The following is a 20,434-nucleotide window of genomic DNA, read 5'->3' on the forward strand; positions in this document are numbered from 1 at the left end:
ATCGGCGACCCCGTTGTCGTGCTGGTGGCAGACTTTCCGATGGAATTCAATACTCAGGACTGACCTATGCGCACTGCCTCCCGTTTCCTGATCGTTATTCTCTTTCTCGTCGTCGTGCTTGGTGGCATTTTTGGCTACAAGTTCTATCAGTTCGGCCAGATGAGCGAGCAGATGTCACAGCCGCAGCCGCCGGCTGAAGTTTCCACCACCAGGGCCAGTGCCGGAAAGTGGACACCGGCCACCAAAGCGGTGGGCAGCGTGGAAGCGATCAATGGCATCGAGGTAGCCAATGAGGTCCCGGGCGTGGTGGAAACCATCGGGTTTGAGTCCGGCGATACCGTCAAGAAAGGCGACCTCCTGATCCGTCTGGACGCCGCCATCGACGAGGCGGCGCTGCGCACCCGCCGGGCCGAGGCACAACTGGCCGAGCAGGAGTTCAAGCGGGTGTCTGACCTGCTGCCGAAACGCGCTGTGTCCCAGTCTCAGTTTGATGAGGCCAAGGCCAACTTTGATGCCGCCCGGGCCCGCGTCAACGAAGCCGAGGCCCAGCTCAACAAGAAAGTGATTCGCGCCCCGTTCGACGGCAACCTGGGCCTGCGCATGGTGGATCAGGGCGAATACATCCCGACCGGAACACCGATTGTCGAGATCAACATGCTCGACCCCATCTACGTGGATTTCACGCTGTCTGAAAAGGAGCTGCCAAGGGTGGCGACCGGGTACGAGGTGGATGTGACCGTTGCGGCCATTCCGGGCAAAACCTTTACGGGTGAAGTCAGCGCCATCAATACCTCGGTCAATCCGGAAACCCGCACGGTGCGGATCCGCGCGACCGTGCCGAACCCGGACAACCAACTGCGGCCGGGCATGTTTGCCACCATTCGCACGCTGCAACCGGAAGACCGTGACGTGGTTACCGTTCCGCAAACCGCCATTTCCTACAACACCTACGGCGATTTCGTATTTGTGGTGGAGGAAAACAACGAGGGCGACCTGATCGTCAACCGCCGCACGGTTCAGTCCGGCGAAATCCGTGACGGTCGTGTTGCCATCGAGGACGGTCTGAGCGAAGGCGAGGAAGTGGTCTCCAAGGGCCTGTTGAGACTCCGCGCCGAGCAACGGGTCACCGTTCAGGAAACCGAAGACGAGTCGGTGGAGGCGTCTGAATAATGCGCTTCACTGATATTTTTATCCAGCGCCCGGTGCTGGCAACGGTGGTCAGCCTGCTGATCCTGTTGCTCGGTGCCCGCGCCGCCATGGAAATGGAAATTCGTCAGTACCCCGAACTGGAAAGCACCACGGTTACGGTGACCACGTCCTACCCCGGCGCCAGTTCGGATCTGGTCAAAGGCTTCATCACCACGCCGCTGCAGCAGGCCATTGCCGAAGCCAGCGGCATTGATTACCTGACCTCGACCAGTTCTCAGGGCCAGTCCACCATCGAAGCCAAGATGGAACTGAATTACGACGCCAACGCCGCGCTGGCAGAAATCCAGGCCAAGGTCGCCAGCCAGCGCAACGTGTTGCCGGCGGACGCCCAGGACCCGGTGATCACCTCCACTACCGGTGACTCCACCGCGCTCATGTACATTGCGTTCTACAGTAATGACCTGGAAGTACCGCAGATCACCGACTACCTGACTCGGGTGGTCCAGCCCAAACTGCAGGCGCTTTCAGGCGTGGGCAAGGCGGAACTGCTGGGGCGCAAGTTTGCCCTGCGGGCCTGGCTTGACCCCGAGCGGCTATCGGCCGTGGATATGACACCCCAGGAAGTGGTGCAGGTGTTGTTGCAGAACAACTATCAGGCCGCAGTGGGCAACACCGAGGGTAAGTACACCAAGATCAGCATGACCAGCGACACCGATGTCGGCGATCCGGATCAGTTCCGCGACCTCGTCATCAAGGAATCCAATGGCTCGCTGATCCGGCTGGACGACATTGCCAGGGTGGAGCTGGGCTCTGAAACCTACGATCAATTGGCGCTCTACAAGGGCCAGCCCGCCACCTATGTTGCCATCGAACTGTCTCCTGGTGCCAACCCGCTGACCGTCGCGGAGCTGGTCAAGAACGAGCTGCCGGGCATTGAACAGCAACTGCCATCGGGGCTGGAAGTACGCCTCGCCTATGACGCCTCCGACTTCATCGATAACTCGATCAATGAGGTCATCCAGACGCTGGTTGAAGCGCTGTTGATTGTTCTGGTCGTGGTGTTCCTCTGCCTGGGTTCCTTGCGAGCCGCCGTGGTGCCCTCGGTGGCGGTGCCACTGTCACTGGTCGGTGGCGCCTTCTTCATGCTGATGATGGGTTTCTCCCTCAATCTGCTGACGCTGCTGTCCATGGTGCTCGCCATCGGCCTGGTGGTGGATGACGCCATTATCATGGTGGAGAACGTGCATCGGCATATTGAGCAGGGGGAATCCCGGTTCGATGCCGCCATCAACGGCGCGCGAGAAATGGCAGTGCCGATCATTGCCATGACCACCACTCTGGTGGCGGTGTATGCCCCCATCGGCTTTATGGGGGGACTGGTGGGTTCGCTGTTCACCGAGTTCGCCTTCACCCTCGCCGGCACCGTGGTGATTTCCGGCATCGTCGCGCTCACCCTGTCGCCCATGCTGTCCGCCAAGATTCTCAAGCCCCACGGCAACCCCGACCGCTTCGAGAAACTGGTGGAGCGGTCCTTCGGTGGCCTGGCCAACGGCTACAAGCGGGCGTTGAGCACACTGATGGACACCAAATCGGTGGTGATCTTCTTCGCGCTGGTGGTGCTGGCCTCCATCTACTTCATGGTGATGATGAGCCAGAACGAACTGGCGCCCACCGAGGACCAGGGCATCCTGTTCTATCAGGGCCTCGCGCCACAGACTGCCACTCTGGACTACCTGCAGGAGCACGGCGAGGAGGTACTGGAGCGCATGGAAACCGTTGACGGTTACAACGAAGACTTCATGATCCTCGGCATCACTGCGCCCAACGCTGTCTTCGGTGGTTTCAAGATGAAGCCCTGGGGCGACCGGGAGGTCAGCCAGTTCGACGTCCAGCCGCAGCTCGATGCTGAACTGAAGAAGATCACCGGGCTGCAGACCGCGGTGTTCCCGCGGCCCTCGCTGCCGGGCTCCGGTGGCGGCCTGCCCTTCCAGTTCGTGATCACCACCGGCAACGACTACGATCGCCTCAACGAAGTAGCCGATGAAATGCTCGGCAAGGCCATGGGCAGCGGTAACTTCATGTTCCTGCAGAAGTCCATCGACTTCGACCGGCCGGTTACCCGCATCAAGGTGGACCGCGACCGGGTGGCGGACCTGGGATTGTCGATGCAGGACATCGGCCAGGCCATGTCGAGCATGCTCGGCGGCGGCTTTATCAACCGCTTCAGCATGGAAGGCCGCTCCTACCAGGTTATCCCCCAGGTGGAGCGGGAGTTCCGCCTGACTGCAGATGCCCTGAACGAGTACTACATTCGCGCGGACAACGGCGAACTGGTGCCCCTGGGCAGCGTTATCAGCTTCGAGCATGACGTGGAGCCGTCCCAGCGCACCCAGTTCAACCAGCTGAACTCACTGACGCTTCAGGGTGTGGTCATGCCGGGTGTGACGGTGGGCGATGCCATGGCGTTCATGGAGTCCACCGCCGAGGAGGTGTTCCCTCAGGGCTTCACCTCCGACTACACCGGTGAATCACGGCAGTTCGCCAATCAGGGCAGCGCGCTGATGGTGACCTTCTTCCTGTCGCTGCTGGTGATCTATCTGGTGCTTGCGGCGCAGTTTGAAAGCTGGCGCGATCCGTTCATCATCCTGGTATCGGTGCCCATGTCGGTGGCCGGCGCTATGGCGTTCATTGTGCTCGGTTTCGCGACCATGAACATCTACACCCAGGTGGGGCTGATCACGCTGATCGGTGTGGTGTCCAAAAACGGCATCCTGATCGTGGAATTCGCCAATGCGTTGCAGGTGGACAAGGGCCTCAGCAAGCGGGACGCTGTCATCGAGGCCGCCGCTATTCGCTTACGCCCGATCATCATGACCTCACTGGCGCTGATCTTCGCCATGGTGCCACTGCTGATCGCCGTCGGCCCCGGGGCGGAAAGCCGCTTTGCCATCGGCCTGACCATCAGCGCCGGGCTGGGCATCGGCACGCTGTTTACCGTGTTTGTCCTGCCAGCGTTCTACATCCTGCTGGCCCGCGGCCATCACGGCACAGCAGAGGCTGACACCGGCAGTGCCGTTCATCAGTCCTGACCGCCCGCCCTGCCATTGTCGCCGGCCGCATTCCAAGGCCGGCGACAATGCTGTAGGCTTTCGTTTCCCTGTCCACAGAAAGCCGTAACCGTTGTGACTCTAGGAACCCTCTTCTGGCTGTTTGTTGCCGGTTTCCTCATCTGGTATTGGTGGCGCGCCAAGGCCATCAAGGATTTTGTGCTGCATGCGGCCCGACAGTACTGCAAGAAAATGGACGTGATGCTGCTGGACGACGCTGTCTATCTGCGCGGCCTGTGGTTCAAGCGCGACGATCAGGGCCAGCTCCGGGTGTGGCGTCGATTCCTGTTTGACTTCACCTCCACCGGCGAAGAGCGCTACGCCGGGCGCATCATCATGCTTGGCCAGCGCATTATCCACATGGAGCTGGAACCCCACCGCTTCGGCCCGGACACCTAACAGCCGCCTCCCCCAAATGGGCGATTCTTACCGCTGCGCCAATCCCCAATAATCCCCCTCGCATTGACGACAAACGTTAGCCAGGCATGGCTAACGACCGACAAAAACAACAGGAGTCAACCATGCGTAAGTTCCTCACGCTCGCCGTGATGGCAGGCTTTGTCCTGCTTGCCGCACCCACCCTGAGTATGGCCAGTTACACCCAGACCAAGCACCCCATTGTGCTGGTGCATGGTGTCACCGGATTCAACACCATCGGTGGTCTGATCAATTACTTCCATACCGTGCCCTGGAATCTCGAGCGCAGCGGCGCCCGGGTCTATTCCGCCAGCGTGTCGTTCGTGAACAGCAGCGAACAGCGCGGTCAGCAGCTGGCCAACTACATCAACGGCCTGGGCGTGTCCAAGGTCAACATCATGGCTCACAGCCAGGGTGCCCCCACCTCGCGGGTGACTGCCTCCCTGATCCCCCACAAGGTTGCGTCGATCACCTCGATCAACGGCGTCAACAAGGGCTCCCGGGTGGCTGATGTGGCTCGCGGCATCCTGCCCCCGGGCAGCTACGTGGAAGGGGGTGTCAGTGCCATCGCCAATGCCCTCGGTGATCTGGTGAATGCACTGTCCGATGCCGACAATCCCCAGGACGGCGTCGCCGCACTGGAGACCCTGACCACCCGCGGCACCACGCAACTGAATGACGCGCTGGGCTGGAAAGGCGTGAATCGCGACGCCTGCGCTGGCACGAATGAGGACGTATGGATCAACGGCAACAAGATCAAGTTCTTCTCCTGGACCGGTACCGCCGTATGGACCAACTGGACCGACATCACCGATCCGTTCCTTGGCGTCACCACGCTGGCCTTCGGTAACGAAGCCAACGATGGCCTGGTGGGCGAGTGCTCCACCAAGATGGGCAATGTCATCGGCACCCACTATGAAATGAATCATGTGGACGCCATCAACCATCTGTTCGGTGCCCGCTCCTGGCGCACTGACCCCATTTCACTGTATCGCAGCCACGCCAACCGCCTGAAGAACCGGGGCCTCTGATACACGCTCACCGGAACGATCGAAACGATTGCGGAGCCCCTCACGAAGGGGCTTCGTTGATGGCTGAACCTGCTTATTCAGGACGTTGTTATGCCACGAACCACCCCACACACCCTCAAGCGCGCACTTTTACCCCTGGCACTGGTCATCCCGATCGTCGGCGCCAGTATCTGGCTGCTGCAGGCCGAACGTCCCGCCGGAACGACACCCAGCCATGCCACCGAAACCACGGCGTCCCGAAATACCGTTTCACCGTCGCCCCGGGTGGCGGTGCCACCCGCCAGCGCCAACGACCGCAACACCCTGGCCCACGCAACACCCCGCAGCCTCGGAGAGAACCCTTACGCCCCCTCGCTCGCAGGTACCGACATTGACGGGCGCCTGCGAGCGGATGCCGATGGCAATCTGGTGGTCGAACTGGAAACCCGGGATTTCTTTGACTACTTCCTCAACACCATCGGAGAGGTCCCGGCCGAGCGAGCACTGTCCGAGATCGAGACCCTTGCCTACGGCCACCTGCCCGAGCGCGCCGCCAGACAAGCCATGGCACTGCTGGGTCGCTACCTGGCCTACAAGGATGACATGATGGCCATGGGCAATCGCAACCTGGACCCTGCCCGTCAGCACGATCCCGCCTATCAACTGGAAACCCTGAAAACCGCCCTGGCAGACCTCAAGGCGCTGCGCAGGCAATCCTTTTCCGGGCAAACCCATGAGGCGTTTTTTGGTCTGGAGGAGGCCTACGGCGATTACACCCTGGCCAGCCTCGATATCCGGCAACGCCAGGACCTGTCTGCCGAAGCCAAGGCGGACCTGCAGGTCTGGCATCGCGAACAGCTGCCCGAGGTCATTCGCCGCACGGAGACCCGCATGCTGGCCGAAGGTGAACGTCATCAACAACGGCAACAGGCCATCGCCAGTGCCGGCTCTGCGAAGCAGGCCGGCGAACGTCTGCGATCCCTGGGTGTCGACGAAGCCCGAATAAACGACGTTGTTGGTTACCTGGAGGAGCGGGAGCGTTTTGACGACCGGTTTCAGGATTACCAGCGGGCACGGGCGAGCGTCCGCGCCTCCGGCCTGGCCAGTGAAGAGGCGGCCAGGCAGGAAACCCGCTTGCTGGAAGAATACTTTGCTGATGAACAGACCCGCACCTGGGCACGTCTGCGGGCACTGGACGCTCGTTCGCCATAGTGTGCAGTGTTCCCGCACCCCGGCGCGCTGACAAGGGTACACTCCCACAGAGTCCCCCGTTAACAGCAGGCGAACCGCAATGAACATGGCCCAGCTGCAGCAACAGATCGAAACCGGATTCTGGCGTTTACGTTTCAGCCCGGAGCTGGAACAGCGCTATCGCAGGGTAAGAAACGAGGGCATCCGGGTCCGCGCCAGGCTGGTTTCGGCCAGTGCCCTGTTGCTGTTTCTTATCTACGCAATGCTGGATTCCACCATGCTGCCGGCAAGCATTGCGGAGGACACCGTCAGGGTGCGCCTGCTGGTGACCTGCCCGGTGATCGCGGTGGTGTGGTGGCTGTCCTACACCCGCATTCCCCCTGCCATGTTCGCCAGACTCTACATTGGCGCCTACCTGGTCGGTGGATTGAGCGTTGTGATCATCATTGCCCTTGCCCGCATACAGCAGCATCCGCTGCCTTATGAGGGCATCTTGCTAATGCTGATGTTCGGTTACTTCGTGATGGGCATTCCCTTTCGCAGCGTGTCACTGGTGTCACTGCTGGTGTTGGTGGCCTACCTGTCGGTCGAGTACGCCACCGGGATGACCGGTCAGCAATTGCTGATCAACGGCTTCTTCATCGCCACCGCCAATGTGATAGGTATGGTCGGCTCCTGGCTCAGTGAACACCGCCAACGGGCCCACTTCCTCGACCGCCAGATGCTGGAGTTGTCACGACGGCAGGCCGAGCTGGAAAGCCAGCGGAAAACCCGGCTGATCACCGTTGCCAGCCACGATCTTCGCCAGCCCCTGAATGTGATCAGCCTGATTCTTGAGCACCTTGACGGTGACGGTCTGCCACCAAAACCGGCCAGTCTGGTGACGAAGCTGAAGGCATCGGTCGGGCACTTCAACGGTTTGCTGGCGTCCGTCCTGGATATTTCCCGTATTCAGGAAGGCATGGTGACGCCGGAAAAACGCTCGCTGGATCTCCGGCCGACCCTGGAACAGATCCGGGAAACCTGCGGCGAACAGGCGCGGCACCTGGGTGTTATCCTCAACCTGTCGCCGGCCGCAGAGGCCATGGCGGTGGTGGCCGATCCCCAGTTACTTTACCGCATCCTGCAGAATCTGGTGGTCAATGCGCTCGAGCACAGTGGCGCTGAGCGTATTGACCTGACCACCCGACGCGAGGCCGGTCAGGTGCGGATCGAGGTCCGCGATAACGGCCGGGGCATGGATCCGGCCGGTGAAAGTCACGCTTTCGATCCGTTCTACCGCCACCACGCCGGCAACGCCCCCCACCCGGGACTGGGCCTGGGTCTGGCCATTGTCCGGGAGCTATCGCTGCTGATGAACGGGCACTGTGGTGTCCGCTCGGTGGCCGGCCAGGGTTCGTGTTTCTGGATCAGGTTGCCGGCGGCCTCGACGCCCCGGGTAGCCGCTCTTCCGGACAGCACGGCACTGGCCACCGAAGAAGGCAGCCATCCGTTTGTGGTGGTGGAGGATCATGACGAAGCGCGACACTGGGTCTGTGAAACCCTGAGACATTGGGGCTATGCCACCCGGGGTTTTGCCACGGCTGAGGATGCCCTGGTGGCCACCCGCGAGAGCACAGGCGCCATTCTGGTCACCGACCTGCACCTGCCCGGTATGTCAGGTCGCACCCTGCTCAGCCGACTGAGTGAACGTGGCACCGCCGTCGGTGGTATCCTGATGACCGCCGATACCGCCCTGCCGCAAGGCTACGATGCAGAGCACCATCTGTGGGTGCTGCACAAACCGTTGTTACCCATGCGACTGCGAGCGGCTATTTCACAGCTCACCCGCTACCGCCCCGAGGCGGTCAGATCAGTCCCAGCGACCGCGCCTGAGTGACGCACTCGGTGCGGTTATGCACCCCGAGGTGAGCAAATATCGCTTTCAGATGGGTTTTAACCGTGTGCTCGGTCAGGTCCAGAGCCTGGCAAATGCGTTTGTTGGGCAGGCCTTCCGCCAACAGCGCCAGCACTTCCAGTTGCCGTGGCGTCAGATGCTCCGGTACCCGGGACGGCACCTGCAAGGTGGGGTAATACAGCAGCCCTTCTCCGACACACTGCAACATTCGCATCAGGCTTTTGCGGCCTGAGGATTTGGGCAGAAAGCCAACGGCACCGGCGGCTCGGGCAGCCCGCACCGAAGTCTCGTCCTCGCGGCTGGAGATCACCACCACCGGCACGGGCAAACCCAGACGCTCCAGCTCGGCAAACAGCGACAGGCCAGCCTCCCCCTGCAGCGCCAGGTCCAACAGCACCATGGACGTTTCCGAGTGGGCCAGAAGATCGGCCACGGCCTCCGCTACCGAGCCCGCCACAGCCACCTCACTGACCAGCCCGTCCTGCTCCAGAATGGCGCTGAGGCCTAGCAGGAAAAACGGATGATCATCCACCATCAGCACCCTCGCAAGGGGCAGGCAGCTATTGGCCGACGTAGACGCCCGGGCTGTATCCCCGACCGGTCTGGTTTCCATAACGGACTCCGCAACGTGTCTGTTGTTGTTAATGCGGTTGCCAACACTATACGGCCAGGATCTGAAACCGACCGGTTGCTACTTAACAAATTGTGCAATTTCCGGTCACCACCCCGAATCCTCAAGAATAACCGCCGCCTGGAACTTCGGCAATCACCTATGATCCGCACCACCACGGAAGCCGGTGAGGCTCCTATACTGCCGGTAACACCCGCTACCAACAGATCGGACCTATGAACATTCACACGGACCACCGCTACGCGATCAACCTGAACGTGCGGGGCATACAGCCCTCCGCCACCCTGCGCATCAACGAGCTCAGCAATCAGCTCCGCTCCGAGGGCCGGGACATCATCAAGCTGGGCCTGGGGCAATCACCCTTCCCGGTTCCCGACCGCGTGGTGGCGGCACTGCAGCAGCATGCCCATGAAAAAGATTATCTGCCGGTGAAGGGCCTGAAAGCCCTGCGGGAGTCCATCGCCGGTTACATCAACCGGGGCGAGCGCATGCGCTGCACCTGGGAAGACGTGCTGATTGGCCCCGGCTCCAAAGAACTGCTGTTCATCCTGCAACTGGCCTACTACGGCGATTTGCTGATTCCCCGACCAAGCTGGGTATCCTACGCACCCCAGGCCCGCATCATCGGCCGCTCGGTGCACTGGCTGCCCACCCACGCAGAGAACAACTGGCAGCTGACAGCGGAAGAACTGGACATCATCTGCCGCGATGATCCGTCACGCCCGCGTATCCTGATTCTGAACTACCCGTCCAACCCCACCGGCTGCACCTATGCCGATGACCAGCTGCTGGCCATCGCCAACGTGGCGCGCAAGTACAAACTGATCCTGCTGTCGGACGAAATCTATGGCGAGGTGCACTTCGAGGGCACACACAAATCGATTGCCCGCTATTACCCGGAAGGCACCATCATCAGTACCGGTCTGAGCAAATGGGCCGGTGCCGGCGGCTGGCGCCTGGGCACCTTTATCTTTCCACCCGAGTTGCGCCCGCTGCAGGACGCCATGGCCATCATTGCCAGCGAGACCTACACCGCCACCAGCGCACCGATCCAGTACGCTGCCATCGCCGCCTTCGACGGCGGCGACGACATGGACGAGTATCTGACGCAGTCACGCCGGGTGCTGAAAGTGGTGGGCGAATACATGCACCGCCGCCTCACGGAGATGGGCGCGGTGGTACAGAAACCGGAGGGGGCCTTCTACTTGTTCCCGGACTTCAACAGCTTCCGCGACGCGCTGGCCAACAAGGACATCAAGACCAGCCAGGCCCTCTGCCAGGCCCTGCTGGAAAACACCGGGGTGGCCATACTGCCGGCCAGTGATTTCGGGTTTGTGCCGGATCACCTGGCGGCGCGGCTGGCGTTCGTGGATTTCGACGGCGCCGGCTCGCTGAAACTGGCTGCCGGTGATTACGCCGGGCAGGCACTGGACGACAACTTCGTCAAACAGGCCTGCCCACGCCTGGTGCTGGCCATGGACAAGATGGAGCAGTGGCTGAACAGCCTGTAAGCCCGTCGTGGTAGACTGGCGCCCTCTCTCTTCTCCAGAGCCAGCCAAGGGGGCGCCATGTCAGACTCTTTATCGTTACGGGACATCACGGATTTCACCGAACAACTTGCACGAGAAGCCGGTAAGCTGATTTGTCACGAACGTGACCACAACACTCTGCGTACCGACTACAAACAGCAGACCGAGCTGGTTACCCATGCTGATGTGATGGCCGACGAATTCATCACCGCCGCTATTCGCAAACGTTTCCCTGACCACCGTATCCTATCCGAAGAAACCGCGCCGGACCTGAGTCAGGCAGAGGAGCTGGACACCCCCTTGTGGATCATCGACCCCATCGACGGCACGGTAAACTATGCCTATGGCCACCCGCAGGTGGCGGTGTCGATCGCCTACGCCGAGAAAGGCTGCGTCCAGGTGGGCGTGGTGCACGCGCCATTTACTGGCGAAACCTTCCGCGCCACCAAAGGTGACGGCGCCACCCTCAACGGCGAGCCTATCCAGCACAGCGACGCCACAGTGCCTCGGGATTCGCTCTTCGCCACCGGTTTCCCCTACACCAAAGACAGCCTGGAACCGCTGATCCGGCGTCTGGACGCCATGATCCACCAGTGCCGTGATCTGCGCCGCATCGGCTCCGCCGCCCTCGATATTTGCTGGGTGGCCTGCGGCCGGCTGGACATCTACTACGAAAACGTCAGCCCCTGGGATTTTGCCGCCGCCCGGCTTATCGCCCTGGAAGCTGGCGCCACCGCCGGTCACTTCGGTGATGTGCCCGACGGCTATCCGGCCGACCTGTACGGTCGGGACATTCTGATTTCCGCTCCGGCGGTATGGGAGCCAGTGCGCAGGATTCTTCGCTCTGCTTCGGGGTATGACTGAAGCTCAGCCCCAGACGCCCTCGGAAACCAACCCCCAATTTTCTTCAAAATCAGTGGTCGGCTTGCGGGAAAACGACGAGCGCACAAAGCGCTGAATCCGCCCTTCCAGGTAGACCAGCACGAAATCCGCGCCGCGATTGGCGCTGGTGCGGGGCCGCAGGCCCTGGCGGATTTCGCCTTCCTTGAGGATCTGACGGATCTGGGTTTCCAGGCGTTCGAAGAACTGGGACGCACGCTTGCGCAACGCCTCGTTTTCGCCCATCAGGGCGTCGCCGGTAAGCACGCAACAGAGGCCCGGATTGCGCTCGGCGAACACCAGCACCAGATTGACCAGCTGCTGCAGCCGCACGCGGGCGTCTCCCTGATCCTGCAGAATGACCTGACATCGACTGAACACCGCGTCGTCCGCGAAGTCGATCAGCGCCTCGAACATTTTGCGTTTACTGGGGAAATGGCGGTACAGCGCCGCCTCGGTAACGCCTACGGATTTGGCCAACCCGGCGGTGGTGATGCGAGCGCCGGGATCGGCTTCCAGCAGCTCCACCAACGCGTGCAGGATGGCCTCCCGACGACTGGGTTTCGGATCGGTCATGACAGGACTTCAGCGCTCTGTATCGGAGTTATTATCGGGGCCGGTCTTTAACGCCGGCGCTCTCAGGTTTTTCAGCTGTGTACCGGATTGTTCACTAAATCAGAAAAAAGTGCCATCAATGGGCGACGAGGCGCTGGCGTACAGCTTCTTCGGCATACGGCCGGCGAGATAGGCCTCGCGACCGGCTTCCACCCCCAACCGCATGGCATGGGCCATCTTGATGGGATCCCGGGCCTGGGCGATGGCGGTGTTCATCAGTACGCCGTCACACCCCAGTTCCATAGCGAGGGTGGCGTCCGATGCGGTGCCCACCCCGGCATCTACCAGCACCGGCACCCTGGCGTTTTCCACAATCAGCCGAATGTTGTAGCGGTTCTGGATGCCCAGACCGGAGCCGATAGGCGCACCCAGTGGCATGATGGCGATACAGCCCATGTCTTCCAGGCGCTTGGCCAGCAGCGGGTCGTCGGAGCAATACACCATCACCTTGAAACCGTCTTTGATGAGTTCTTCGGCGGCCACCAGCGTTTCGGTCATGTTCGGGTAAAGGGTTTTCTCCTCGCCAAGAACCTCCAGTTTCACCAGATCGTGGCCGTCCAGCAGCTCACGGGCCAGCTTGCAGGTGCGCACGGCGTCTTTGGCGGTGTAGCAGCCGGCGGTGTTGGGCAGAATGGTGTAGGTGTCCGGGGAGATCACATCGAGCAGGTTGGGCTCGTCCGGGTTCTGACCGAGGTTGGTGCGCCGCACCGCTACGGTGACAATTTCCGCGCCGCTGGCCTCGATGGCGTGGCCGGTTTCCATCAGGTCACGATATTTGCCGGTACCCACCAGCAGGCGTGACTGATACACACGGCCTGCGAGTTCAAGTGGCTTGTCTTCCGGGAGCTGGATTGTCGCTTGTTCGCTCATAACCTTCCTGAGACTGAATGGAGTGATGAATAGGGTGGTGTCGGCCGGGCGGACCGACTCGGGGCGGCGTCAGCCGCCACCGATGGCATGGACCACTTCAACCCGGTCGCCGTCGTTCAGGCGGAAGTCCGGATGCTGGCTGCGGGGCACAATGTCTTCGTTGACCTCTACCGCCAGTCGTTTGCCTGTCAGCGCCATATGTTCTATCAGATCGGCGAGGGTTGCCTGAGCGGGCAGCTCCACACCATCGCCATTTACTTGCACCTGCATGTTTACCTCTGTGCGTTGTCTAATCAGCGCGCGGGCACTTCAGGCCAGCCGCCAGAACCAGGGCCCAGCCCACCATGAAGCAGACACCGCCGATCGGAGTGATCGGTCCGATCCAGCGCAGCTCGGTCAGCACCAGCAGGTAAAGGCTACCACTGAACATCAGGATACCGGCGAGGAAAAAACCGGCGGCCAGCTTCAGCAACCGGCGGTGTAAACCGAACCCGGCCAGCAGGGCAATCAGAATCAGGCCGATGGCATGATATACCTGATAGGTGACGGCGGTCTGGAAAACTTCAAGGGCCCGCGCGCTTACCACTGACCGCAAGCCGTGGGCACCGAAGGCGCCCGCCATCACCGCCAGCATTGCAAAAAAGGCGCCGAGCACCAACGGAGCGCGCAACACCTCTACGTTATTAACAGTCACAGTGGATCTTTTCTCCGCTGTCGAGATTCATCATTGTCAACGCCCCACCCCAGACACAGCCGGTATCCAGCCCGATAAAACGGTCACTGCCGGTGTTGCCCTCCAATGACGCCCAGTGCCCGAAGATCACACGAACGTCATCGCTGCGAGGGTATTCAAACCAGGGGGCAAAGCCGGCGGGTGCGCTGTCGGCCGACTCCTTGGTGGTCAGTTCCAGGCGGCCATCCTCGGCGATAAAACGCATGCGGGTAAAGTAATTGGTGATCACCCGCCAGCGCTCCATACCGGTGAGCCCAGGCGCCCAACGCTCCGGCTGGTTGCCGTACATGTGTGTAAAGTATTCCTGTGCCCGGTCATCGGCAATGACCGCCTCCACCTCGCCGGCATTGGCCAGTGCCTGCTCGACGCTCCACACGTGAGGCAGCCCGGCATGGGCCATCAGCAGGCGACGACCGGGGTCATAGACACAGAGCTTCTGCTGACGCAGCCAGGCCACCAGCCGGTCATGATCGGGGGCGTCGAGTATACCCTCGAGGGTATCCTTCCGGCGGGTCTGGTGTCCGCCCAGCGCGACTGCCAGCAGGTGCAGGTCGTGGTTGCCGAGCACCACCTCGGCCGAACTGCCAAGGCTCTCGATATAGCGCAGCGTTTCCAGGGACGATGGCCCACGGTTGATCAGATCGCCCGCCACCCAGAGTCGATCCCGGGAGGGCGAGAAATCCACTCTGGCGAGTACCTCCCGCAGGCGGTCGTAGCAGCCCTGAATATCGCCGATGGCGTACTCAGCCATGGTCATCTCCGCTGGCCGCAGCGCTGCCGGACTTGCGATCCACCAGGCTGTCGGCGATTGCCACGTAATCCGCCAGTGACAGGTTCTCCGGACGCAGACCGTCATTGATACCCAGGTGCTGCAACTGTTCCACGGTGACCAGCCCGGCCAGGGCCTTGCGCAGGGTTTTGCGGCGGGCGTTGAACGCTGTGCGTACCACCGCCTGCAAGGTCTCGAGGTCCTTTGCCGGGTGCGGCAGGGTCTGGTGGGGCACCAGCCGGACAATGGCGGAATCCACTTTCGGTGCCGGCCGGAACGCGCCCGGACCCACCTCGAACAACGGCTGAACCTTGCAGAAGTACTGGGTCATGATACCCAGGCGACCGTAGTTGTTGTCACCCGGCACCGCGCCCATGCGCTGCACCACTTCTTTCTGCAACATGAAATGCATGTCCTGCACCACCCCGGCCTGGCTCAGCAGGTGGAAAATCAGGGGCGTGGAAATGTTGTAGGGCAAGTTACCGATAATGCGCAGCGGTTTGTCCGACACCAGTTGGCGGAAATCAAACTTCAGCGCGTCCGCCTCGTGGATGCGGAATTCCGGGTAGTTGAAGAATTTGGTGCGCAGCACCGGAATGAGGTCACGGTCCAGTTCCACCACCTGCAGGGCCGGGTTGACCGCGAGAATTTCTTCGGTGATGGCGCCAAGGCCCGGACCAATTTCGACGATGGTGTCGTCGGCTTTCGGATGGATCGCACGCACAATGCGCTCGATCACGCCGGGGTCCTGGAGGAAATTCTGACCGAAGCGTTTTCTGGCCTGGTGGCCGGGTTTGTTGCTCACTCTGACTCTCTCTTGTGTCGGGCCATCTGCTCACCCACCCGAATGGCGGTATGCAGGCTGCCAGCGTCCGCCTTACCGGTGCCGGCGAGATCCAGGGCCGTACCATGGTCCACCGAAGTACGCACAATCGGCAACCCGAGGGTAACGTTCACGGCGCGACCGAAACCCTGGAATTTCAGCACCGGCAGGCCCTGATCGTGGTACATGGCAAGCACAGCATCGGCGTTGTCCAGCCAGTGAGGTGTAAACAGGGTGTCTGCTGGCAGTGGGCCGGTCAGGGTGATGCCCTCGCTCCGGAGAACGTCCAGTGCCGGCTCGATCACCTCCAGCTCTTCCCGACCCAGATGCCCGCCTTCACCCGCGTGAGGGTTGAGGCCCGCCACCAGAATGCGCGGATTCGCGAGTCCGAAGTAGGTCTGCAGATCCTGGTTGAGAATGCGGGCGACCTGCATCAGCCGCTGGGGCGTGATGGCGGCGGACACGTCCTTCAGCGGAAGGTGAGTGGTCACCAGCGCCACCCGCAGTTCCTCGGTGGCCAGCATCATCACCACACGCTCGACACCACACAACGCCTGAAGAAATTCGGTGTGGCCGCTGAAGGCAATGCCGGCGTCGTTGATCACGCCCTTGTGCACCGGGGCGGTGACCATGCCGTCAAAAAGCCCGTCGAGGCAGCCCTGTGCGGCAATGCGCAGGGTGTCGAGCACATACGGGCTGTTACCGGCATCGAGTTGCCCGGCAACGGTGTTCACCACACCGTCCACGTTGTAAACCGACAGCTGCCCGGGCGCCGTGACTGCCTGCTCTCCGGGCTGCCACGGCATGAACATCACATCCATGCCCAGCTGCCGGGCGCGGGCTGCCAACAGGGCCTGACTGGCTACCACCACAATGCCGGTTGTTCGCGCCTCCAGCGCCAGCTGCAGGCACAGTTCGGGGCCGATGCCCGCCGGCTCACCGGCCGTCAGAGCCAGGGTGACCGTATCGGTCATGATGTTCCGGCGTCCTCGTTGTTGTCCGCGTATTCACCCTTGAATTCCACAAAGGCCTCGGCGCGGATCTCACGCAACCAGTTCTGCAGCTCGGTGTCGAACTTGCGGCGATAGATGGCCTGGCGCGCCTCGGATTCCCGGACCTCGCCGCTGATGTCTTTCTGGCGGCGCTCCCGCACTTCCAGAATGTGCCAGCCGAACTGGGAGCGGAAGGGACCTTTCAGCTCGCCCACACGGGCTTCCTGCATGGCCTGCTCGAATTCCGGCACCATCTGGCCCGGGCTGACCCAGCCGAGGTTGCCACCATCGGAGCCAGAGACCGGATCGTCCGAGTATTCCTTTGCAAGAGCGGCAAAATTACCGCCGTCACGAATTTCTGCAGTCAGATCACGAATGGTGGCTTCCGCGTCGGCATCCGACACGGTTTCAGTTGCGCGGATGAGGATGTGGCGAACCCGGGATTGCTCAATGACCTGTTCACCGTCGCCGCCGCGACGGTCCTGTACCATCACCAGGTGAAAGCCACTGTTGTTGCCCAAGACCTCGGACGGCACACCGGGCTCCAGGTCCGGCACCACCGATTCCAGCAACGACGGCAGCTGACTGCGACTGCGCCATCCCATATCGCCCCCTTCAAGGGCATTGGCGGCATCGGACTCGGCAACCGCCACCTCGCGGAAATCCCGGCCCGCCGCAATCTCGGCGCGCAGGCGCTCGGCTTTTTCCCGGGCAGCGGCAACCGAGGCGTCGTCACTGGGGTTGGCCACTTCGACGTAGATGTAGGACAACCGATATTCCTCATTGCTCGGTTCCCGGGACGCCAACGCCTGCAGGTAATTCTCAACTTCGCGGTCAGTGACCCGCACGCGGTTTCCGACCTGACGCTGCTGCACCCGGCTGGCCAGCATCTCGTTACGGATCTGCTCGCGAGCCTCGCGGTAACTGACGCCCTCGGCCACCAACTCTTTCTCGAATTGCTCGAGGCTCAGATTGTTTCGCCGGGCAATGCCTGCCATGGTCTCATTCAGCTCGTTGTCGCTGATGCGCATGCCTGCGCGATCGGCCATCTGCAGCTGGATCGACTCGGTAATCAGCTGCTCTAGCACGCGCTCTTCCAGAATCTCCCGGGGCGGCAGACCGGTGCCCTGGGACTGAAGCCGGCCCACAATGCTGCCAATCCGGTTCTCCAGCTCGGTCTGCAGAATAACGTCGTCATCCACAATGGCCACCACCCGGTCCAGCGGCTGGCGTTCGGCCTGCACCATCGAGGCCATCATCGCGGCCATCAGGACCAGGAATGTTCTTGCACACTGGCGAAGGTTCGCCTTCATAGTCACCTCTGATAGATCAACATTCGTTCTGCGGAACACCGGCAGCACCGGCTCAGTCATAGCCGCTCGTCGCGCCACCAAAACGGCGGCGTTCCCGCTCATCAAATCCGTATATGGCTTCGGAAATCCGGTCCGAAGAGCCGCCACTGCCACCCAGCCCCTTGAGCTGGATCTGGAACAGCACACGGCTTTCGAGTTCCTGATCGTCGGTCAGGGCGTTCTGATGAACCACCTGAACGCTCCAGCAACAGTTATTGTATTCGATGCCGGCCAGGGAGCCGACGGTACGATCCAGCTGTGAATCCCATACCCAGCGTCCGATCAGACTAACACGGTCTGTGACAGGAAAAACTGCCCCGATATCCGACTGTTCCAGTTCATTACGGCTATAGGTGTGGCCGAGCGTGGCCAGGTAGCGGTAATTCTCGGAGTGGAAGATCAGCTGACTGCGGCCTTCCTCGGTTTGCTGGGTGTCCGGGTCCCACAGCCCGGAACTGCGGATTTCAAGATTTTCCAGAGGTCGCAACAGCACTTCACCGGCCAGCGGCGAGTCGCTGCGATCGTCGGCGCCCACCCCCATCAGGGTTACCTCGCGGTCATCGTAGTAGTGGACCTGGCCAATGCTGAAGCGCGCGCGCTCGGCACCGGTGAGCAGATCGTTGAACCGGCTCGTCAGGGCCACCGTCAGCTGATTGGCATCGCCGACCCGGTCACCACCGGTGAAGCGGTTACGGCGGAACAGCTGATCAAAGCTGAACGACCGCAGCGCTGAATCGAAATCCGGAATGTCTTCCTGGTCAGCGTCGGCATCGGCCCAGGCGTAGTAGAGTCGCGGTTCCAGTGTCTGGTTATAGGGGATGTTGAACAGCGTTGCCTGACGGTCGAAATACAATCCGGAATCCCACTCGAACACCGGCACCGAGCGATCAAACCCGGCGCTGCCCAGGTCATAGTCCTCAAGTTCGTAGCGGGTGTAATCCAGGCTGACCGACGGGCGGGCAAAGCCCCACAGCGCGCCCATCGGCAGCGCCACTTCCGGGATAGCCCGCAAGCGCTGACCGTTGGCACGGTCAAGTCCGGTCAGCTCGGCATTATCACGATAGAAATAGGTGTACTGGCTTTCCAGATTGGCCTCCACCGGCCCCAGATCGGTGGTCATGCCATAGATGACCTCCGGTAACTGGGCGTAGGGACGATTACGTTCCGCGATGCGGTCGGTGATGGTCTGGTAGCCGTTCAGATAGGCCTCGAAGTACTGGGACGAATCCTGATAACGGGTGCCGCCGCGACGCTGCAAATGGGTGGCCCGATCGATTTCCAGCGTCTGGTTCAGATCACTGAGGTAATCGTCATCGCTGACCACCGAATAATCACCGTAGGCCGACCAGCCACCACCGAACCCGGCACGGGTGGTGAAGTCCAGCGCCCAGCGCTCACCGTCTTCCCCGGGGAATTCGTTCTGGTACTCCAGGTCGTTACTGATGTAACCGAGCTGCAATACCGACTCGCCCCAACGGCTCAGATAGCGGCCTTCCGCCTCGTTAAACAATCCGCGACCGTGAATGTACTGGGGCGTCAGAGTGGCGTCGTAGTGGGGCGCCAGATTCAGATAATACGGCAGCGAGAGAAACGCGCCACTGCCGGCATTGGAGGTGCCGAAAGAGGGATAGAGAAACCCGGTCTTGCGGCGATCGTCAATGGGAAAGCTGGCGTAGGGCCAGTAGAACACCGGTACGTCCTTGACCTGCAATCGGACGTGCCTGGCGGTGCCAAAGCCCTCGCCCTGATCCAGATGAATGTCCGACGCCACGATGGACCAGTCGTTCTGACCCGGCGCACAGGTGGTAAGTGCCCCCTCACTGATCAGCACCTGATCCTCGGCAATCCGCGACAGCCGGCCGGCAGAGCCACGCATTTCCGCATCATGAAGCAGGAAGGTGGCGGTGTTGATGTCGAATCGCCCGCTGTTCACGTCGTAATCCGCCTGCTCACCGGTCAACAGAAAGGCCTCGCCCCGACTGACCAGTGGCCCGTCAACCGCCACCCTGCCGCCCACCTGATCGTAGCGCGCCTCGGAACCGGTTACGGTGAACCGGCCCTGGCGCATCCGCACGTCACCCTGCAGGAAAAGTTCCGAATCCAGCTCATAGCGGGCGCTCAGGCCGCTGGCTTCCAGAGGCTGATCCGCGTCCGGCGTGCCACCGAACAGGCCACCACGGCTGCCTCCATCCACCACCGGCATGGACATCTCCGATGGCAGATAACCACCGTCGCAGAACGCCGGCAAGGTGTTGCGTACCGACTCCGGCAATTCCGAGCGTGGCCGCCAGTCCATCTCGGCGGCGGTGGGCGCGTCTTGCGCGACCACAACAGACGCGGGCCACCATGACAAAGACAGAGTGAGCACGACACCCGTCCGCCACCCGGGCACCCGGGACCGTCTCCGTGGGCACCACAACCGGTTAGCCGGTGACTGCAGGTTCCTTACTAGCGCTGGCACGGTGATCGG

18 protein-coding genes are annotated in these 20,434 nt (G+C 61.6%); 8 read left to right on the top strand and 10 right to left on the bottom strand.

Going from position 1 to position 20,434, the window contains the following annotated elements; genetic code table 11:
• Nucleotides 1-66: 66 nt before the first annotated feature.
• The 6 genes from MLC70_RS02780 (at nt 67) to MLC70_RS02805 (ending at nt 8,753) form a co-directional block, all read left to right on the top strand.
• Nucleotides 67-1,170: an efflux RND transporter periplasmic adaptor subunit gene (locus tag MLC70_RS02780; protein ID WP_248181540.1), complete on the top strand. Its 1,104-nt coding sequence runs from the start codon at nt 67-69 to the stop codon at nt 1,168-1,170.
• Nucleotides 1,170-4,238: an efflux RND transporter permease subunit gene (locus MLC70_RS02785; RefSeq protein WP_248181541.1), complete on the top strand. Its 3,069-nt coding sequence runs from the start codon at nt 1,170-1,172 to the stop codon at nt 4,236-4,238. Before MLC70_RS02780 ends, MLC70_RS02785 begins: the two co-directional genes overlap by 1 nt.
• A 93-nt stretch (nt 4,239-4,331) precedes the next feature.
• On the top strand, nt 4,332-4,655 hold the full coding sequence (locus MLC70_RS02790; protein WP_248181542.1) for a DUF3301 domain-containing protein: 324 nt from the start codon (nt 4,332-4,334) through the stop codon (nt 4,653-4,655).
• Nucleotides 4,656-4,777: 122 nt separating this feature from the next.
• Nucleotides 4,778-5,704, top strand: a complete 927-nt coding sequence (locus MLC70_RS02795) for an esterase/lipase family protein (protein ID WP_248181543.1) — start codon at nt 4,778-4,780, stop codon at nt 5,702-5,704.
• A 90-nt stretch (nt 5,705-5,794) separates the two neighbouring features.
• Nucleotides 5,795-6,895 (top strand): lipase secretion chaperone, encoded by a 1,101-nt coding sequence (locus MLC70_RS02800; protein WP_248181544.1) that lies wholly within the window; start codon nt 5,795-5,797, stop codon nt 6,893-6,895.
• Between the two features lie 79 nt (nt 6,896-6,974).
• Nucleotides 6,975-8,753, top strand: coding sequence for a hybrid sensor histidine kinase/response regulator (locus MLC70_RS02805; protein ID WP_248181545.1), 1,779 nt, complete (start codon nt 6,975-6,977; stop codon nt 8,751-8,753).
• Here MLC70_RS02805 and MLC70_RS02810 read toward each other — a convergent pair.
• A complete protein-coding gene (locus MLC70_RS02810) occupies nt 8,722-9,384 on the bottom strand; it encodes a response regulator transcription factor (RefSeq protein WP_248181546.1) in 663 nt (220 codons plus the stop codon). The genes MLC70_RS02805 and MLC70_RS02810 overlap by 32 nt on opposite strands.
• 233 nt (nt 9,385-9,617) lie before the next feature.
• On the opposite strand from MLC70_RS02810, the gene MLC70_RS02815 reads away from it, so the two are divergent.
• Nucleotides 9,618-10,913 carry a pyridoxal phosphate-dependent aminotransferase gene (locus tag MLC70_RS02815; protein WP_248181547.1) on the top strand — a complete coding sequence of 432 codons (1,296 nt, stop codon included), beginning with the start codon at nt 9,618-9,620 and terminating at the stop codon, nt 10,911-10,913.
• A gap of 57 nt (nt 10,914-10,970) precedes the next feature.
• Nucleotides 10,971-11,795, top strand: coding sequence for an inositol monophosphatase family protein (locus tag MLC70_RS02820; RefSeq protein WP_248181548.1), 825 nt, complete (start codon nt 10,971-10,973; stop codon nt 11,793-11,795).
• 3 nt (nt 11,796-11,798) lie between these two features.
• Here the strand turns inward: MLC70_RS02820 and slmA are convergent, their stop codons facing one another.
• The 9 genes from slmA to MLC70_RS02865 all read right to left on the bottom strand — a co-directional run bounded on the left by slmA (nt 11,799) and on the right by MLC70_RS02865 (nt 20,260).
• Complete coding sequence (gene slmA, locus MLC70_RS02825; protein ID WP_248181549.1) at nt 11,799-12,386, bottom strand: nucleoid occlusion factor SlmA; 588 nt, start codon at nt 12,384-12,386, stop codon at nt 11,799-11,801.
• A 99-nt stretch (nt 12,387-12,485) separates the two neighbouring features.
• Nucleotides 12,486-13,295 (bottom strand): thiazole synthase, encoded by an 810-nt coding sequence (locus MLC70_RS02830; protein WP_248181550.1) that lies wholly within the window; start codon nt 13,293-13,295, stop codon nt 12,486-12,488.
• A 69-nt stretch (nt 13,296-13,364) separates the two neighbouring features.
• Nucleotides 13,365-13,565: a sulfur carrier protein ThiS gene (gene thiS / locus MLC70_RS02835; RefSeq protein WP_248181551.1), complete on the bottom strand. Its 201-nt coding sequence runs from the start codon at nt 13,563-13,565 to the stop codon at nt 13,365-13,367.
• 19 nt (nt 13,566-13,584) lie between these two features.
• Nucleotides 13,585-13,968: a DUF423 domain-containing protein gene (locus tag MLC70_RS02840; protein ID WP_248181718.1), complete on the bottom strand. Its 384-nt coding sequence runs from the start codon at nt 13,966-13,968 to the stop codon at nt 13,585-13,587.
• Nucleotides 13,969-13,978: 10 nt separating this feature from the next.
• Entirely contained in the window at nt 13,979-14,779 is an 801-nt protein-coding gene (locus MLC70_RS02845) for a symmetrical bis(5'-nucleosyl)-tetraphosphatase (RefSeq protein ID WP_248181552.1), read from the bottom strand.
• The gene (gene rsmA / locus MLC70_RS02850; protein ID WP_248181553.1) at nt 14,772-15,602 is read right to left on the bottom strand and encodes a 16S rRNA (adenine(1518)-N(6)/adenine(1519)-N(6))-dimethyltransferase RsmA; all 831 of its coding nucleotides are present in this window, start codon (nt 15,600-15,602) and stop codon (nt 14,772-14,774) included. The genes MLC70_RS02845 and rsmA overlap by 8 nt, the downstream gene beginning before the upstream one ends.
• Nucleotides 15,599-16,594: a 4-hydroxythreonine-4-phosphate dehydrogenase PdxA gene (gene pdxA / locus MLC70_RS02855; protein WP_248181554.1), complete on the bottom strand. Its 996-nt coding sequence runs from the start codon at nt 16,592-16,594 to the stop codon at nt 15,599-15,601. The genes rsmA and pdxA overlap by 4 nt, the downstream gene beginning before the upstream one ends.
• Entirely contained in the window at nt 16,591-17,925 is a 1,335-nt protein-coding gene (locus MLC70_RS02860) for a peptidylprolyl isomerase (RefSeq protein ID WP_248181719.1), read from the bottom strand. The genes pdxA and MLC70_RS02860 overlap by 4 nt, the downstream gene beginning before the upstream one ends.
• A gap of 52 nt (nt 17,926-17,977) precedes the next feature.
• Nucleotides 17,978-20,260 carry an LPS-assembly protein LptD gene (locus tag MLC70_RS02865; protein WP_248181720.1) on the bottom strand — a complete coding sequence of 761 codons (2,283 nt, stop codon included), beginning with the start codon at nt 20,258-20,260 and terminating at the stop codon, nt 17,978-17,980.
• Between the last annotated feature and the right edge of the window lie 174 nt (nt 20,261-20,434).

The sequence above is a fragment of the Marinobacter goseongensis genome, from assembly GCF_023156235.1.
In the GTDB taxonomy this organism is placed as follows: domain Bacteria; phylum Pseudomonadota; class Gammaproteobacteria; order Pseudomonadales; family Oleiphilaceae; genus Marinobacter; species Marinobacter goseongensis.

Bases quoted from the DNA above. Each gene is read 5' to 3' on its own strand.
- MLC70_RS02780 (WP_248181540.1), top strand. From the start codon at position 67: ATGCGCACTGCCTCCCGTTTCCTGATCGTTATTCTCTTTCTCGTCGTC.
- MLC70_RS02785 (WP_248181541.1), top strand. From the start codon at position 1,170: ATGCGCTTCACTGATATTTTTATCCAGCGCCCGGTGCTGGCAACGGTG.
- MLC70_RS02795 (WP_248181543.1), top strand. From the start codon at position 4,778: ATGCGTAAGTTCCTCACGCTCGCCGTGATGGCAGGCTTTGTCCTGCTT.
- MLC70_RS02800 (WP_248181544.1), top strand. From the start codon at position 5,795: ATGCCACGAACCACCCCACACACCCTCAAGCGCGCACTTTTACCCCTG.
- MLC70_RS02805 (WP_248181545.1), top strand. From the start codon at position 6,975: ATGAACATGGCCCAGCTGCAGCAACAGATCGAAACCGGATTCTGGCGT.
- MLC70_RS02810 (WP_248181546.1), bottom strand. From the start codon at position 9,384: ATGGAAACCAGACCGGTCGGGGATACAGCCCGGGCGTCTACGTCGGCC.
- MLC70_RS02815 (WP_248181547.1), top strand. From the start codon at position 9,618: ATGAACATTCACACGGACCACCGCTACGCGATCAACCTGAACGTGCGG.
- MLC70_RS02820 (WP_248181548.1), top strand. From the start codon at position 10,971: ATGTCAGACTCTTTATCGTTACGGGACATCACGGATTTCACCGAACAA.
- slmA (WP_248181549.1), bottom strand. From the start codon at position 12,386: ATGACCGATCCGAAACCCAGTCGTCGGGAGGCCATCCTGCACGCGTTG.
- MLC70_RS02830 (WP_248181550.1), bottom strand. From the start codon at position 13,295: ATGAGCGAACAAGCGACAATCCAGCTCCCGGAAGACAAGCCACTTGAA.
- thiS (WP_248181551.1), bottom strand. From the start codon at position 13,565: ATGCAGGTGCAAGTAAATGGCGATGGTGTGGAGCTGCCCGCTCAGGCA.
- MLC70_RS02845 (WP_248181552.1), bottom strand. From the start codon at position 14,779: ATGGCTGAGTACGCCATCGGCGATATTCAGGGCTGCTACGACCGCCTG.
- pdxA (WP_248181554.1), bottom strand. From the start codon at position 16,594: ATGACCGATACGGTCACCCTGGCTCTGACGGCCGGTGAGCCGGCGGGC.
- MLC70_RS02860 (WP_248181719.1), bottom strand. From the start codon at position 17,925: ATGAAGGCGAACCTTCGCCAGTGTGCAAGAACATTCCTGGTCCTGATG.
- MLC70_RS02865 (WP_248181720.1), bottom strand. From the start codon at position 20,260: ATGGACTGGCGGCCACGCTCGGAATTGCCGGAGTCGGTACGCAACACC.